Here is a 15,290-nt window from a genome sequence, read left to right on the forward strand (position 1 = left end):
TTTCGCGGTTTCTCGCCAGGGAGAATACGATTTTCTTCGCTGCGGCCGCCGTTTCTTCGACTGGCGCCGTCGAGGTCTGGGCAAGGGTCGGACCAGCCGATAGGTTGAGCAAGTCGAGCTTTGCGTCGCCCTGGGGCTAAAGCAGGCCGAGCGCCTTGAAGCTGGCTACGCCATGTCGGGCGGCGATGAGATGGTCGTGGACGGTGATGCGGAGCGCACGACCGGCTTCAACGACCTGGCGGGTCATGTCGATGTCCGCGACGGATGGTGCTGGATCACCCCCAGGATGGTTGTGCACCAGGATCACGGCGCTGGCCGACAGCTCGAGCGCCCGGCGCATGACCTCGCGCGGATAGACCGGCGCGTGGTCGACGGTGCCCTTGCCCATCACCTCGTCGGCGATGAGGGCGTTCTTCTTGTCGAGGAAGATGACGCGGAACTGCTCGCGCGCCTCGTGCGCCAGGGCGGTCTTCACATAGGCCAGCAGCGCCGACCAGGACGAGATCACCGGCCGTTTGCCGACCGCCTCGCGGCCCAGGCGCACCGCCGCCTCGTGCGCCAGCTTGAGGTCGAGCGCCGCGGTCTCCCCCACGCCCCTGACCGACTTCAGCTCCTCGACGGTCGCGCCCATCACGCCGCCCAGCGAGCCGAAGCGGGCCAGAAGCTGCTTGGCCAACGGCTTGACGTCGCCGCGCGGGATGGCGCGGAAGAGATAGAGCTCCAGCAGTTCGTAGTCGGGCAGGGCGGAAAGGCCCGCGTCCGCCGCCCGGTCTCGCAGCCGCTCACGATGGCCGAGATAGTGTGGCTTGTCAGAGGCCGTCTTGGCCTTCGCCGCACGCGCCGGCGCCGCCCACAGGTCGGGCTGCGGCGAGGCGTCTTCCACGGCGAACTTGGCGTCCATGGGGCGCTAGTGTTCCCCATGCGTTCTCTTTTGGCAAGGCCGAGCTAGCCGCCCGTCACCTTGACCGTGTTGTCGTCGGAGTTGCGGTCGATGCGTTTGTTGTAGGGATCGACGCCGGCGAAGAGCGGCTTCTTGGGCACGGTGACGGTGTAGGTCTGGGTCCCGGTCTTTACCGAGAGCGGCTTCATGAAGAGCACGTCCTTCGCCGAGAAGTCCTTCTTGCCGGGCTCGGCGGTGAAGACGCCGATGTCGACCACCTCGTCGGTGAGGGGGGCCTCGGTCTCCTGGCCCTGGCCGTTGGCGTAGAGCTTCTTGGCGTCGATCGTCAGGATCACGTCCCACTGGCCGTCGGGGCGCTTCCGGGCGACCGCGGTCTTCGCCTTGAAGTCGTAGAGGGTGATCTTCTCGAAGAGGTCGGTGATCAGCTGCTGCTTGTTGGGCGGAGCGACGGCGCGGAAGTCGGCGACCAGTTCGGCGGCGTTGGGGTAGGGCGCGGGCTTGAAGGCGTAGTCGTGCAGGTATTTGCGCAAGGCCGCGTTGACCGCGTCCTCGCCGATCTCGTCCTGCAGCCGGTACATGACCAGCGAGCCCTTGCGATAGTGGATGTAGCCCTGGTTCTCGACCTTCTCGAGCGGCAGCTCCTCCAGGGCCTCGCCGCCGCGGGCCTTCAGGTAGCTGTCGAGCTCATACTTCAGGAACTTCCGGATCATGTCCGGCCCATACATGTGCTTCATCACCATCAGGGCGGAGTACTGGGCGAAGGTCTCGATCAGCATGGTGTCGCCCTGCTCGTCGGCGCTGACCGCCTGGTGGCCCCACCACTGGTGGCCGAGTTCGTGGGCGCCGACGTAGGTCACCATGTCGATGCGCGAGGGGTCGCTGTCGTTGTCGGCGATGAACACCAGGCCTTCGGACCAGGGCACGGTGTTGGCGAAGGACTGGGCGAAGCTGCCGGCGAAATCGGGAAACTCCAGGAACCGCAGCTGGCGGAACTGGTAGGGGCTGAAGTTCACGTCGAAGTAGTCCAGCCCCGCCTTGGCGGTGCGGATCATCCGCTCGACGTTCCAAGGGTGCTGCGGGTCGTAATAGACGCTGATCGCCACGCCCCGGTAGGTCTCGGTCTTCACCGCGTACTTGGCCGACTGCAACGAGAAGAAGTTCATCATTGGGGAGTCGGAGACGAAGTGGGCGGTTCGCCGGCCGCCGGACACTGTCTCGGAGACCTTGTAGCCCGGCGCGATCGGGATCTGGTCGGCCACGGTGGACAGCGTGATGTCGCTGGACACCCAGTCGCTGTCGCTGCGCAGCGCGTTGTGCCGGGCGCCGGAGGGATCGCCCAGCTTGGGCGGCCGCAGTTCCGGCGGCAGGCCGTACTTGCGCCGCTTCGACCGGTCGGTGAGCAGGAGGTTGCGGTCCATGCCCAGGACCGGCGCCACGTCGTAGTTGTTGAGGAAGGTTCCGTTGTCGACGACGTTCTTCCAGTTACGGCTGTTCTTGAAGCCGCGTTGCGCGCGCTCGGTGGTGAAGCCGATGGTGCGGGTCTCGCCGGGCGCCATGGGCTGGTCGAAGGCGAAGACGCGGTAGTTGAAGCGGCCGAAGTCGGTCTTCTGGCGCGCGCCCTGGACCGACAGCTCGCGGACCTTCAGGTCCCGGTCGGCGAAGCGGACATGCACCTCGGAGAGCGGAGCCCCGGTGCGGTTCTGGATCTGATAGCTGCCGCGCGTCACCACCTTCGGGTCGTGCGGATAGAGCGCGACATCCAGCTTCACCGCCGTGACGGTCGGCTGTGGCGTGTCGTGGAACCGCCAGAGCGCCTTCTCGTAGTCGGCCAGGAACCGCTCGTCGTCGAGGTGGGTCCGGTAGGGGTTCCAGACGTGGGTGTTCAGATAGATGTAGCCGCCCATGCCGACGAAGGCCGCCAGACCCAGGGCCAGGAGGGCGCCGGCGGGGCCCTTCAGGCGGCCCGGCAAGCGGCGCAGGCGCGGGCCGAAGCGGGTCTCCGATCCCCGGCGCCACAGGCCGTAGGCCAGCACGGTCAGCACGAGGGCCAGGGCCGACCAATAGAGCCGCAGGGCGTAGGGCCCGATCCAGAAATGCCCCTGGCCGTTCATGTCGGAGATCGGGACGTCGGGTGAGAGGCCGTACTGGTAGAGGACGTCCTCGAGCCCCAGGTTGTTCAGCACGACGGTCGAGATCAGGTAGAGGACCATCACGCCCCAGCCCACGAACTTGTGGGGGACCAGGGCCTGGATGAAGATCGCCAGCACCGCGATCAGGATCGCGTCGATCGACTGCGGGACGATCCACCACAGCAGGTATTCGAGGGGCGCGAAGCCGAAGTAGCCCTTGATCGCCTGGACGATCATGGCGACCGCCATGCTCATCACAAAGCTGGAGATCAAGACCAGCGAAATGGCCAGGGTCTTGGGGACGATGAAGGCCCAGTCTGGGACCGCCGTGGCGTCGATGATCTCGCCGGTCTTCTTCTCGCGTTCGCGCCAGACCAGTTCGCCCGCGTAATAGATGGCGATGATGATGCTCATGAAGCTGAAGATCCCGGCGAGCGCCTGGATCATCACCCGCGTCACCGGATAGGTGCGGCCGCCGTAGAGGCTGATGTCGGTGGAGAGCCACAGGTTGACCACCGACAGTAGGGCGGCCAAGGCCAGCAGGACGAAGTAGGCGGGGCTCTTGAACACCTGGCCCAGGTCCAGCCAGGTGCGCGCCCAGAGCTGGGCGCGGGCGGTGGCGGCGTTGAAGACCGGCTTGGGAAGCGGCCCGGCGTGGGGCGCGGGCGCGGCGGTTTCCTCGGCGGCGGCCAGGCGGGCGGCCTTCTTCTGGTCGCGGGAGACCTTGCCGGTCTCGAAGCGGAACAGGCGGTAGGCCAGCGCCAGGACGCCGAAGCCGATCCCTGTCCACAGCAGTTTGTTCCACAGGATGTAGCCGCCGATGGCCGGGACCATGGCGTTGCGTTCGCTGGCGGTCCAATAGCGGGTGGCCAGGCTGAAGGCGGAGATGCCGTTGGGCTCCCACAGCGCCGCGGTGGTCTCCAGGCCCTGGCGGCTGAGCACCAGGCTGAAGACCGAGCGCAGGATGATAAAGCCGACGACGCCGACATAGGCCCACATCATCGAGCGGGTGACCGTGGCGAGCGTGAAGAAGATCGCCGAACTCAGGAACAGCACCGGCAGCGCCAGGTAGAAGTAGGCGAAGGCGTAGGCGCCGGGGAAGAGCGGCCCGATCGTCTCCTTGTCCACCCACGGCATCAACGAGCCCAGGAAGAAGCCGACCGGCACCGCCAGGAAGCTGAGGGCGGCGGCCAGGTAGGCGCCGGTGAAGCGGCCGTAGAGGTAGTCGAACTTGCTGACCCGGGTGGAATAGATCAGCGGCCCGTAGCCGGTGTCATCGTCGCGCACGACCACATTGGCCACGAAGGCGGTGGTCACGAACATATAGATGACCGCGAAGATCAGGCTGGACTGGGCGATCACCCAGGGCGCGTTCTTGTGGACGTTGGCGGTGTTGCCGAGCTGGATGTTGTCGGACGCCACCGCGCCGAAGGCCAAGAGGGCGAAGATGATCACCGCCACCCAGAAGACCGGCTGGCGCGTCTGGTAGCGGAACTCGAAGCTCGCGATCTTGAAGAACATGCCCCGGCCCCCGGTCAGGCGGCTTGGCGGGCGGCGGCCAGCGTCGAGAAGTAGACATCCTCCAGCCCGCCGGTGACCGGGGTGAAGCCGTCGCCGGGGTCGGCGTCGGCGGCCACATGGATCACCGTGCGGCCGGCGAACAGGCGGGTGGAGATCACCTGGTATCTGGCCTTGGCGGCCTCCAGCTCGGCCTTGTCGATGGTCTTCATCCAGATGCGCCCCACGAGCCCGGCCATCAGCTCGGTGGGCGCGCCTTGGCGCACGATCCGGCCGTCGACGATGATCGCCATGGCCGGGCAGAGGTCCGCCACGTCCTCGACGATGTGGGTCGACAGGATCACCACCACATGCTCGCCGATCTCGGCGAGGAGGTTCAGGAAGCGGTTGCGCTCTTCCGGATCGAGGCCGGCGGTGGGCTCGTCGACGATGATCAGGCTGGGGTCGCCGATCAGCGCCTGGGCGATGCCGAAGCGCTGACGCATGCCGCCGGAGAAGCCGGCCAGCGCCTTCTTGCGCACGCTCCACAGGTTGGTCTGGTTGAGCAGGCTCTCCACCGTCTCGCGGCGGGCCTTGCCGTCGGCGACGCCCTTCAGCACGGCCATGTGGTCCAGCATGTCGTGGGCCGAGACTCGCGGGTAGACGCCGAAGTCCTGCGGCAGGTAGCCCAGGGTGCGGCGCAGCTGTTCCGGCTCGGCGATCACGTCGATATCGCCGAAGCGGATCGAGCCCGAGGTGGGCGTCTGCAGGGTGGCGATGGAGCGCATCAGCGTCGACTTGCCCGCGCCGTTGGGGCCCAAGAGGCCGAACATCCCGGTGGGGACCTCGAGGTTCACGTCATCGAGGGCGCGCGTCCCGTTGGCGTAGACGTGCGTGAGGCTCTTGATCGACAGCAAGGCGCGCGCTCCCAGTGGCGCGCGCACGCTGCCCCGTTTCGCCACAGGGTGGCAAGTTAGCGAGCTGTAACCTTGTGACGTCCGTCAGGTCAGGGCTGCGGGCATTCTGCTGAGGTCCCCGCGCCAGACCTTCTTGGCCTCGGCCATATCCTTGGCGGCCTCGGCGGCGTGGCCCTGTTTGGCTTCGGCTTGCGAGAGGACGCGCAGCGCGAGGGCGTCGTCGGGCCAGCCGACCAGGCTGGCCTTGGCTTCGCGGACGGCGTCGTCGGGCTTGCCGGCGGCGAGGTCGGCCTGCGCCAGGCTCCGGCGGACCGGATACCACCAAGGCGGCGGGTCGAAGTTGCGGGCGACGGGATAGACCTTGTCCTGGCGCTGGGCGGCGCGGGCGAAGAGCTCGGCGGCCTTCTCCGGGCGTCCGGACATCAGCTCCGCGCGGCCGTGCAGCACGTCGGCGGCGATGCTGGCGGTGTCGGCATTGCCGGTCTCGCCGGCCTTCAGGGCCTCGATCAGGAGGGCGAGGACGACATCGCCCTCGTGGCGCACGCCGGCCGCGTCGCCCTGGGCGGCCAAGGCCTCCCCCCTGGCGTAGTGGCGGTAGATGCGCACCAGGCGTGGATCGCCGGGGGCGTCGGTGAGTGCGAGCGCGCGGGCGGGAGCATAGCGGCCATAGGCCACCAGGCTGCGGGCGTCGACAGTGGCGCGCCGGTCGGCGGGACGCTCCACCCGGGTCAGGCCCGGCGGGATCATGGTCGGGCTCTTGTCGCCGCTGACTGGGAAGGCGACGTCGGCGTGGTCGGCGTACTTCAGCGCCAGCCGGGCGTCGCCCGCCATCAGGGCGCCCGCCAGGCCGAAGGTGTAGTTGTGCAGGTAGTACATCTGGCTGGAGAGCGGGCCCGCGTAGCCGAACCGCGCCTCGGTGTCGGCGTCGACCTTCAGGGCCTCGGCGTCGACGATGGCCACCTGCTCGTACTGGCCGACGTGCATAAGGGTGTGGGCGGCCATGTGCACCAGGTGGCTGGCGCCGGGCGCCAGGCCCGCCAGCTTCTCGGCGTAGGGCAGGGCGTCGGCGGGGCGGCCGGCGAACTCGGTGGCGTGGATGTAGTAATGGATCGCCGCGGTGTCGTCGGGATGGCGCGCCAGCACCCCCTTGATCAGCTCGGTGGCGCGGGCCACGCCCGCCGCGTCGGACCCGCGGCCCGGGATCATCAGGGCCTGGGCGGCCAGGTTGGCGATCTCGTCGTCGGTGGGATAGCGGCGGGCGAGGTCGTCCATCGCCTTGCCGTAGGCCAGGTCGCGGCTGGGGTTGTCCTTGGCGTAGCGGACCAGCAGGGCGTCGACGAGGCCGGCGGCGCGGGGGGCGCCGGGCTTCAGCAAGGCCTTGGCGCGCTGGGCGTGGGTGAGGGCCGTGGCGGTCTGCTCGGCGGTGACGCCGTAGTTCAGCGTCGGCCCCATGCCGAGCGCCACGCTCCACTCGCAAAGCGCGCAGTTGGGGTCGAGGGCGGCGGCCCTGGCGAAGGCGGCGTTGGCCTCGTTGTGGTTGAAGGCGTGGTAGAGGTTGAGGCCCTCGACGTACCAGGCCTGCGCCTGGGCGTTGGCCGTGTCGGCGGGCGAGGTCCCGTTGCCGACGCCGGCCAGCATCACCGCCGGCGTGGGCGTCAGGTGCGCCGCGGCGGTCTTCTCCGCCCCGCAGATGTAGCCGACGCCGAGCTGGGTCGCGTCGGCGCCCACGACGCCCGGCAGGGCCAGGGTGAGCGCGAGGGCGGAGGCGGCGGCTGTTGCGAAGGCGTTCATGGCGGTCCCTCCCGTCGATGCGCGGGAGGGTCGGGCGTTTTCAGCTCTGCGGCAAGGGCGACGCGGCGTAACGCGATGACGGCCTGAATTCGGACCCCGGATCGCGGACACAGGCCTTCACCGGCGTATGGATGTAGTCTCGCACCGTCCAGCACTCCTCGAACACCGAGCAGTAACAGACCTCCACGGACATGCCCTTGCGGTTCAGCGCCTGGTCGAAAAGCTCCCACAAGCGGGCGTTCTCCGGCGTCTTGTCGATCTGGAAGACCACCACATGATCCTTGGAAGCGACGAAGCGTGTGGGCTCGTTGTCGTGCACGTCCTTGAGCGCCTCGACGGCTTCCTCGGCCTCCGCTGGGCCCACGGCCTCACGGACAAGGGTCTTCACGTCGCTGATGTAGTGGCCACCCAGCTTGATCCTCAGACTACGCTCGTCGGCAGGCCCGACCCCATTGTTCAGCAGCTCGATGGAGATGCGATCCGGCCCGCCTGGGTTGGCGTCGTTGAAACCGGAGACGAGGTACGGATAGGAGTTGGCCTTCAGCAGGCGTGACTCGATGCCGGCGTTGTAGACCGCGATCCCGATCGAGCAGATCGAGATCACGAGGGCCGAGATCGCCGTGGTCCACTCCAGCCAACGGGGAAGGCTGGAGGCCTTGTGCGGCGGGTGGGGCGGTTCGGGGATCTCGGGCGCCATGGCCGGAGCTAAGCGGCTTCGGTCCGGTTCGACAAGCTCGGGAGGTGGCTAGGCGAGCGGGATCCAGATGCCGTGGGCGAAGGTCTTGAGGCCGCCGCTCGCCGCGGGGTCAAAGGCCCATTCGCGGACGCGCTCTTCGCCGACGGCTGTGCGGGAGACGATACGGTGGATGACCGCTCCGGCGGTCAGGCCAGCCGTTCCCCACGCGGCGCGGTAGAAGGGCTTGTTGCTGATCTCGACCACCGTTTCGCCGAGCCCCGCGAGCCGGGCCTCGATCGCCTTCCGGCCCTGCCTGCGTCGCAACGCAAGGCTCCAAATCGAACTCGTGGCCGCCAGCACCGCGATCAGCGACGCCGCCATGGACACGGTGATCGCGGGTAGGTGCACGGCGTTCCCCTAGGCGCCGATCACCGGCGGCTTGAAGAGGCCGGTGGGCGAGGCGGTGAAGATCTCGTAGCCGGTCTCGGTGACGCCGATGGAGTGCTCGCACTGGGCCGACAGCGACTTGTCGCGGGTGACCGCCGTCCAGCCGTCGGCCAGCAGCTTCACCTGGTATTTGCCGAGGTTCACCATCGGCTCGATGGTGAAGAACATGCCGGGGCGCAGCAGCTCGCCGGTCCCCTTCTGGCCGAAGGGCAGGATGTTGGGGGCGTCGTGGAACACCTTGCCCAGGCCGTGGCCGCAGAAGTCGCGGACCACCGAGCAGCGCATGCTCTCCACATAGGTCTGGATGGCGTGGCCGATGTCGCCGGTGCGCGCGCCGGGTTTCACGACGTCGAGGCCGCGCTGGATCGCCTCGTAGGTCACGTCGATCAGGCGCTTGGCGCGCGGGGCCACCGGGCCCACGCCGTACATGCGGCTGGTGTCGCCGTGCCAGCCGTCGACGATGACGGTCACGTCGATGTTGGCGATGTCGCCCTCGCGCAGGACCCGCTCGCCGGGGATGCCGTGGCAGACCACGTGGTTGGCGCTGATGCAGACGGTCTTGGTGTAGCCGCGGTAGCCCAGGCAAGCCGGGATCGCGCCATGGTCGAGGATGAACTCGCGGGCGAGCGTGTCGAGCCGGTCGGTGACCACGCCCGGGACCACGTGCGGGGTCAGCATGTCCAGGCACTCGGCGGCCAGCTTGCCGGCGACCCGCATGCCCTCGAAGTCGGCGGCGGTGTGGATCTTGATCTGGCCGGTGCGGTGGTCGGCGTCGAGGAGGTCGGTCATGGCGGGTGCGTCGCGTTTCGGGGGCTGGCCTTAAGTCGCAACGATAGCACGGAAATTCAACCGCCGCTTAGCCGGGCGGCGGCGTTCAGGCCTGCCGCGTGTTGCTCCAGACCACCTGAGCCACGCCGACCAGGGCCAGCAGCGCGCCCCAGGCCACCCAGCGCTTGTCGCCGACCATGAAGCCCACGCGGAAGGCGATGTTCAGCCCCTGCAGCACCCAGACGCTGCCCATGGCGATCATCAGCAGGCCGAGCAGAGAGCTTATGATCCGCATGACGATGTTGAAGAGAGCCTGCATCCGTCGACGTCCCCATTTTCAGCGTGGCGGCAGTCTGCGCGGTCCCGCGCCTTTACGCTAGCGTAAGCTCGCCCGCGCCGGTCCAGGGGATCCGCCGGGCGATGCGGACGCCCGCCGTATCGATGTCGCAGGCGTAGACCAGCACCTCGACGCCCGCGGCGGCGGCATGGGTGAGGCCGGCGGCGAAGGCCGGGTCCAGCTCGGCGCAGGCGGCGAAGGCGTCGCAGTCGGTGCGCTGGACGACGAACAGGACCACGGCGCGGTCGCCCTGGGCGACCATGGCCTCCAGCGCGCGCAAGTGGCGGGCCGAACGGGCGGCGACGCAGTCGGGGAACTCGGCGAGGGTCCCGGCGCGGCGCAGGTGGCAGTTCTTGATCTCCAGCCAGCAGGGCGCGCGATCCGGCGCCTCCAGCAGGAAGTCCACGCGGGAGGCCTCGCCGTACTTCACCTCGCGGCGGTGGCGGGCGTACGCGGTCAGCTCTGGGATGGCGTCGGCGGCGAGGGCTTCGGCGACTAGGCGGTTGGGGTGCATGGTGTTGACGCCCACCAGGCCGCCGTCGGCCTCGACCAGCTCCAGGGTGTGGGCCAGCTTGCGCTTGGGGTTGTCGACGCGGGAGACCCAGGCGCGCAGGCCCGGCGTGTTGAGGCCCAGCATGGCGCCCGGGTTCGGGCAGTGGGCGGTGACCTCGGTCCCGTCGTCCAGGGCCACGTCGGCGAAGAAGCGCTTGTAGCGGGCGACCAGGGTTCCGCGGGCCAGCGGCGAGGGGAAGTCCATCAGGGCGTGGTCTTGATGCAGTCGGAGACGCCGCGGCAGCTCAGGCCGGAGGCGCAGACTTTTCCGGTGAACGCCTTCAGCAGGTGGAAGCGCCGATAGGCGTCGAGGGTGGCGTTGTTGCCGCAGGAGAGACCGGCTTCGATGCGGGCGCAGCGCGCGCCGACCGTATCCTGCAGGGCGCGCGCCTGGGCTGAGGTCAGCCGGTTCGCGAACCCCTCCATGAACCCGTCGAGGTCGGCCGGGCTCAGCTTCTGCAGATTCTGCGCGGGGCACTGGCGCGCGAGTTCAGCGAAGAACGGCCGTTCCGATCGCGGCGTCTGGGCCTGGCCGGCGAGGGGCAGGGCGAGAAGGGCGATGGCGGATGCGAAGGCGAGGCGCATGCTACGCTCCAGACGAGAACTTACGGGCCCGTCCTTAAGTCCATGGGGGCGAGTTTGCTACGGGCTCCGGCAAGCTCAAGGACCGGGCTTCGCCCGGGGCCGCCACGCGGCGAGCCTTCAGGCTCGTCCTTGACCTTGCCGGAGCCCGTAGCTCCAATCTGGCCATGGGCTGTAAGGCTCTCCAGCATTCTCAAGAATGCCGGCGGACACACCGAAATCGAGGATGCATCGGCATGGCGGCTGCAACGACCGACGGGCGCGTCACCGCCGCGGTGCTGATCATCGGCGACGAGATCCTGTCGGGGCGCACCCAGGACACCAACCTGCGCGACATCGCCCGCTATCTGGCGGTCCACGGCGTGGACCTGGCCGAGGCGCGCACCGTGCCGGACGTGCACGAGGAGATCGTGGCGGCGCTGAACGCGCTGCGGTCCCGCTACGACTACGTGATCACCACCGGCGGGATCGGTCCGACGCACGACGACATCACCGCCGACGCGGTGGCGGCGGCGTTCGGCGTCGAGCTCTATGAGCATCCGGAAATCGTGGCGCTCTTGCAGGCGCGCTGGGGCGGCGAGGTCAACGCCGCACGCCGGCGGATGGCCCGCGTGCCCGTGGGCGGCGAGCTGGTGAAGAACCCGGTGCAGGGCCCGCCCGGCTTCACCATCGGCAACGTCTTCACCCTGGCGGGCGTGCCCGCGATCATGCGCGGCATGCTGGAGGACGTCGGCCCCAGGCTGAAGGGCGGGGCGGTGACTGTGTCGCGGACGGTGCGGGTGGAAGGCTCCGGCGAGGGCGTGATCGCCGCACCCCTGGAGGCGGTGGCCAAGGCGCACCCGGCCATGTCGCTGGGCAGCTATCCGTTCTTCGGCGAGGGCGGGTTCGGCTCCAACCTGGTGCTGCGCGGGCGCGACCCGGCCGAGCTGGCGGCGACGGTGGCCGAACTGATCGCCGCCCTGGCCGCTGCCGGCATAATGGGCGCCCGCGAGATCGAGCCGGCAAACTGACGGCGCCGTCATTGTGCCAACGCGCCACATCCCCTATGGGGAAATTATATCCCAGATTGCGCGTTCTTTGAGGAGAGCCCTGCTTTGTTTCTGAGTGCAATGATCGCGTCGGCCCTGTTCATGGCCGACACCCCCGCCGTGGCCGACGCCGCCAAGACCGACGCCCCGCCGGCCAAGGCCGCCGACGCCCCGGCCGCGAAGCCGAAGGTGGTCTGCCATACGGAGTCGGTGACCGGCAGCCTGACGCCGAAGAAGACCTGCTACAACGTCGAGCAGTCGGCGGAGCGCAAGCAGGAAGAGCGCCAGGACCTCGAGAAGATGCAGCACCGCTGATCGTCTTCCGCGGCCCACGGCGGGCGTGACGGACCGTCACGCAATGTCATCCGCCCTGTGGATAAGCCTGTGGGGCAATCCTGAACGCTGAGGCGCGTTTGGGAGCGGGTGCTCATCGCCGCTTCCGGCGTGGCCCGGGGTCTCGACATCTGAGCGGCGCCGGCGCGGAGTGCCGCATCACAGGTTCGGCGAAGCGGCGCGGGATTAATCGGCCCTTCGCTTTTAGCGCCGATGCTCTGGCGACCTACGTACCGGTGTTCTTCCTCCTAAATCCCGCCCGGGGGGGCGATCTTCGTGGCCGAGACCTACCGCAGCATGCGGGCGCTGGAGAAGACGGCGTCCACCAGCCGGGTGCTGAACCTGGCCGCGCTGGCGGTGAAGCACGCCAACAATCCCGACCACAGCGCCAAGCCGCTCTTCATGGCGCCGGCCCTGAACGCCGCGGTGATCCTGAAGCATCGCCTGCGCGCCAACGAGATCGGCACCGTCGCCACCGTGCGGCGCACGGCCACCAAGCTGATCGTGCCCTTCGAACGCTCGGACCTCAGCCTGGGCGGCCGCTCGCTGTTCGTCGGCGACCGCGGCTGGATGGAGAGCCTGCAGGAGCTGGCCGGGGTCAGCCACGACCTGGGCCGCGACGCCGGCGTGCTGGAGGCCCTGGACGAGCTGCCGTCCCTCGATCCCTTCCTGCTGCGCGAGCACATGCGCCGGCGCGGCTTCGAGATCGCCGACACCCACTTCGAGATTTCCAGCCACGACCTTGACGCCATGCAGCAGTTCGTGGGCCGCGAGATCAGCCGGCTGATCGACCTGGCCTACAAGGGCCGCTCCTCCAGCGACGCCAGCACGACCCGCCTGGTCGAGGCCCTGCTGTCCAGCCGCAACGACGACCGCCTGGAGCCCCTGCGCCTGACCCTGCGCCTGGAGGGCGACAGCTACCGCGAGGGCATCTTCGCCTGGAAGGGCTTCCTCTACTACAAATGGGTGCTGAACAGCCTGTGGCCGAAGCTGCGCGAGGTGATGGTCGAGCTCTTGCAGGTGAAGACCGTGGGCCCGCGCGATTTTGAGCACGAGGGCCTGGTGCGCACCATGAAGGTGCGGCTGCACGACAATATCGAGCGGCAGGTGAAGTCGGTGGCCGACTACCTGCGGGTCTATGACCAGGTGTTCGAGGAGCTGACCCGCGACGGCAACGCCACGGCCTTCCGCGACTTCCTGCTGCGCTCGCCGGAGATGCTGGTGAAGCTGGGCGAGGGCACCGGGGTGGTCAGCCATATCGCCTCGTTCTGGCGCTTCCGCTTCCCGAAGGGCAAGCCGCTGGAGGCCAATGTCGGCGAGTTGCTGGACATCCTGCAGGACTTCGAACAAGGCCTGGGCGCCGAGGCCACGGCGATGGCGGCCTAGGGGCGGCCTTATTCGGCGGCCTGGGCCGGACCCCTGAGCCGGGGCGGCGACGGGCGCCGCGCCATGGCCCTGGCCTGAACCCGTCCGACGCAAGCGGCTTAAAACTCCGAGCCCGGCGCGCTATGACGGCCCCTGCGCGGGCGTGGCGGAATTGGTAGACGCAGCGGACTTAAAAGCGTTTTCCGGTCGATGAACCCGTAAAGTTACGTGGTCTAATCAACGACTTACGGGCTGCGACCGAACGCCGGACGAGTTACACATGTCTTACACAGTTTGCCCCTCAAAGGGTGAGGTGAGACATGGCTTCCGACAGCCACACCCTCATGGACGGCAAGGTCCATGTGTACCGACGTGAGAACAGCCGGTTCTGGCAGTGCGCCGTCTTTCTCGGGGGCCGCAACCATCGGGCCAGCACCCACCAGGATAATCTGGCCCTTGCCATGGAGTTCGCGCGGGACTGGTACGTAGACCGCTACGCCGATGATCGGCTATGCCGCCGCGGCATCCCACTGCCCGAGATTGCCGAGCTCTATGACGGCGCTGTCCCGACTGACGGGCGTCGCCGTCACAAACCCGCAGGCCGTACCTTCCGAGAAGCTGCGGAGGCCTTCGTCGGAGAGTACGAAGTCATCACAAACGGCGAGCGGAACGCGAGCTACGTCGCGGCGAAGTCGCGTCACCTCAAGCTCTACCTGACCCCCTTCTTCGGCGACACGCCGCTTTCGGAGATCACCGCGGGCTCCATCCAGGAATACCGCGTTCGCCGCATGTCGCTTCCTACCGACGAGGCGTCGGCGCCGCCCGTCCTGGGCGGTCGGCGCCGGGGAAGGCCGGCGCGCAACACGCTCCATCAGGAGATGGTCACCCTCCGCCAGGTGCTGAAGACCGCCAACAGGAAGGGTTGGCTTGCGGCGCTGCCTGACATGTCTGCGCCGTACAAGATGTCTGGGAAAATCTCGCATCGCGCCTGGTTCTCGCCCGACGAATACAAGCGCCTCTACGAGGCCACCCGCGCGCGCGCCAAGAACCCAAAGAACGAGCGGTGGCGGCACGAATCCAAACAATTCCACGACTATGTACTGTTCATGGGCAACACCGGCCTGCGGCCGGACGAAGCCTCGCGGTTGGAATATCGCGACATCAACGTGGTGGTCGACGAGGACACAGGCGACCGCATTCTTGAGATCGAAGTTCGCGGTAAGCGGGGCGTCGGCTTCTGCAAGAGTATGCCGGGCGCCGTCGAGCCGCTGCGCCGACTACGCAAGCGCAACGACCCGAAGCCCACTGACCTGGTGTTTGGGCCAGTCCAGCGGGAGTTGCTCAATGCGGTGCTGGACGAACTCGACCTGAAGAAGGATCGCGAGGGCAATCCCCGCACGGCCTACAGCCTGCGCCACACCTACATCTCAATGCGGCTGATGGAGGGGGCGGACATCTACCAGATCGCCAAGAACTGCCGGACCAGCGTGGAGATGATTCAGAAATTCTACGCCTCGCACATCGTCAACACGTTGAACGCCGCCGCGATCAACGTCCGCAAGAAGTCTAAGCCGCGGAACGCAGGTTCCGCGAAACAGGCGCCGGCGAACGCCAAGGCGCCCATCCGGGCGAACGCCCTTACCCGGCCTCGGCTGGCGCGTACGCGCTGACTATGGCAATCCCAGACTGCTACGCGGGCGTGGCGAAATTGGTAGACGCAACGGACTTGAACTGAAGACCTGAGTGCGCCGGCGGAAACGCTGGACGTAGAACCGCTCAAATTCGGGGAACCCTGTCAGATGGCGATCCCGAGCCAAGCCCACCGAGGCTCCGGCCTCTCGGGAAGGTGTAGAGACTAGACGGGCGGCGCCTAAGGCCTAGCGGCTATGGCGAAGGGATAGTCCAGACCACGAACGCCGACGGCGGCGGCGAAAGCCGAAGTGGTACGAAAATCCGTAGGGCCGAAA

General features: G+C 68.0%; 14 protein-coding genes. 4 read left to right on the forward strand and 10 right to left on the reverse strand.

Translation table 11 applies throughout. The features are described from left to right. Nucleotides 1-136: 136 nt before the first annotated feature. The 10 genes from radC to E8A49_RS11655 all read right to left on the reverse strand — a co-directional run bounded on the left by radC (nucleotide 137) and on the right by E8A49_RS11655 (nucleotide 10,600). Nucleotides 137-901, reverse strand: coding sequence for a DNA repair protein RadC (gene radC, locus E8A49_RS11610; protein ID WP_293380875.1), 765 nt, complete (start codon nucleotides 899-901; stop codon nucleotides 137-139). 44 nt (nucleotides 902-945) lie between these two features. Next, nucleotides 946-4,551, reverse strand: coding sequence for a M1 family aminopeptidase (locus E8A49_RS11615; protein ID WP_293380880.1), 3,606 nt, complete (start codon nucleotides 4,549-4,551; stop codon nucleotides 946-948). 14 nt (nucleotides 4,552-4,565) lie between these two features. After that, the gene (locus tag E8A49_RS11620; RefSeq protein ID WP_293380883.1) at nucleotides 4,566-5,444 is read right to left on the reverse strand and encodes an ATP-binding cassette domain-containing protein; all 879 of its coding nucleotides are present in this window, start codon (nucleotides 5,442-5,444) and stop codon (nucleotides 4,566-4,568) included. 84 nt (nucleotides 5,445-5,528) lie between these two features. Then, the gene (locus tag E8A49_RS11625) at nucleotides 5,529-7,235 is read right to left on the reverse strand and encodes a hypothetical protein (RefSeq protein ID WP_293380886.1); all 1,707 of its coding nucleotides are present in this window, start codon (nucleotides 7,233-7,235) and stop codon (nucleotides 5,529-5,531) included. 40 nt (nucleotides 7,236-7,275) lie between these two features. After that, on the reverse strand, nucleotides 7,276-7,932 hold the full coding sequence (locus tag E8A49_RS11630) for a hypothetical protein (protein WP_293380888.1): 657 nt from the start codon (nucleotides 7,930-7,932) through the stop codon (nucleotides 7,276-7,278). Between the two features lie 48 nt (nucleotides 7,933-7,980). After that, nucleotides 7,981-8,319 carry a hypothetical protein gene (locus tag E8A49_RS11635; protein WP_293380891.1) on the reverse strand — a complete coding sequence of 113 codons (339 nt, stop codon included), beginning with the start codon at nucleotides 8,317-8,319 and terminating at the stop codon, nucleotides 7,981-7,983. A gap of 9 nt (nucleotides 8,320-8,328) precedes the next feature. Further along, a complete protein-coding gene (map, locus tag E8A49_RS11640) occupies nucleotides 8,329-9,147 on the reverse strand; it encodes a type I methionyl aminopeptidase (RefSeq protein WP_293380894.1) in 819 nt (272 codons plus the stop codon). 85 nt (nucleotides 9,148-9,232) lie between these two features. Next, nucleotides 9,233-9,445: a hypothetical protein gene (locus tag E8A49_RS11645; RefSeq protein WP_293380897.1), complete on the reverse strand. Its 213-nt coding sequence runs from the start codon at nucleotides 9,443-9,445 to the stop codon at nucleotides 9,233-9,235. Between the two features lie 52 nt (nucleotides 9,446-9,497). Next, nucleotides 9,498-10,220: a DNA/RNA nuclease SfsA gene (gene sfsA / locus E8A49_RS11650; protein WP_293380900.1), complete on the reverse strand. Its 723-nt coding sequence runs from the start codon at nucleotides 10,218-10,220 to the stop codon at nucleotides 9,498-9,500. Beyond that, nucleotides 10,220-10,600 carry a hypothetical protein gene (locus E8A49_RS11655; RefSeq protein ID WP_293380903.1) on the reverse strand — a complete coding sequence of 127 codons (381 nt, stop codon included), beginning with the start codon at nucleotides 10,598-10,600 and terminating at the stop codon, nucleotides 10,220-10,222. The genes sfsA and E8A49_RS11655 overlap by 1 nt, the downstream gene beginning before the upstream one ends. A gap of 233 nt (nucleotides 10,601-10,833) precedes the next feature. On the opposite strand from E8A49_RS11655, the gene E8A49_RS11660 reads away from it, so the two are divergent. The 4 genes from E8A49_RS11660 (at nucleotide 10,834) to E8A49_RS11675 (ending at nucleotide 14,993) form a co-directional block, all read left to right on the forward strand. After that, on the forward strand, nucleotides 10,834-11,607 hold the full coding sequence (locus E8A49_RS11660; protein ID WP_293380906.1) for a competence/damage-inducible protein A: 774 nt from the start codon (nucleotides 10,834-10,836) through the stop codon (nucleotides 11,605-11,607). A 99-nt stretch (nucleotides 11,608-11,706) separates the two neighbouring features. Then, nucleotides 11,707-11,940 carry a hypothetical protein gene (locus E8A49_RS11665; RefSeq protein ID WP_293380909.1) on the forward strand — a complete coding sequence of 78 codons (234 nt, stop codon included), beginning with the start codon at nucleotides 11,707-11,709 and terminating at the stop codon, nucleotides 11,938-11,940. A gap of 294 nt (nucleotides 11,941-12,234) precedes the next feature. After that, the gene (locus E8A49_RS11670) at nucleotides 12,235-13,344 is read left to right on the forward strand and encodes a hypothetical protein (RefSeq protein ID WP_293380912.1); all 1,110 of its coding nucleotides are present in this window, start codon (nucleotides 12,235-12,237) and stop codon (nucleotides 13,342-13,344) included. Between the two features lie 299 nt (nucleotides 13,345-13,643). Beyond that, nucleotides 13,644-14,993: a site-specific integrase gene (locus E8A49_RS11675; protein ID WP_293380915.1), complete on the forward strand. Its 1,350-nt coding sequence runs from the start codon at nucleotides 13,644-13,646 to the stop codon at nucleotides 14,991-14,993. Nucleotides 14,994-15,290: the final 297 nt, after the last annotated feature.

The sequence above is a fragment of the Phenylobacterium sp. genome (assembly GCF_004799515.1).
Classification (GTDB): domain Bacteria; phylum Pseudomonadota; class Alphaproteobacteria; order Caulobacterales; family Caulobacteraceae; genus Phenylobacterium.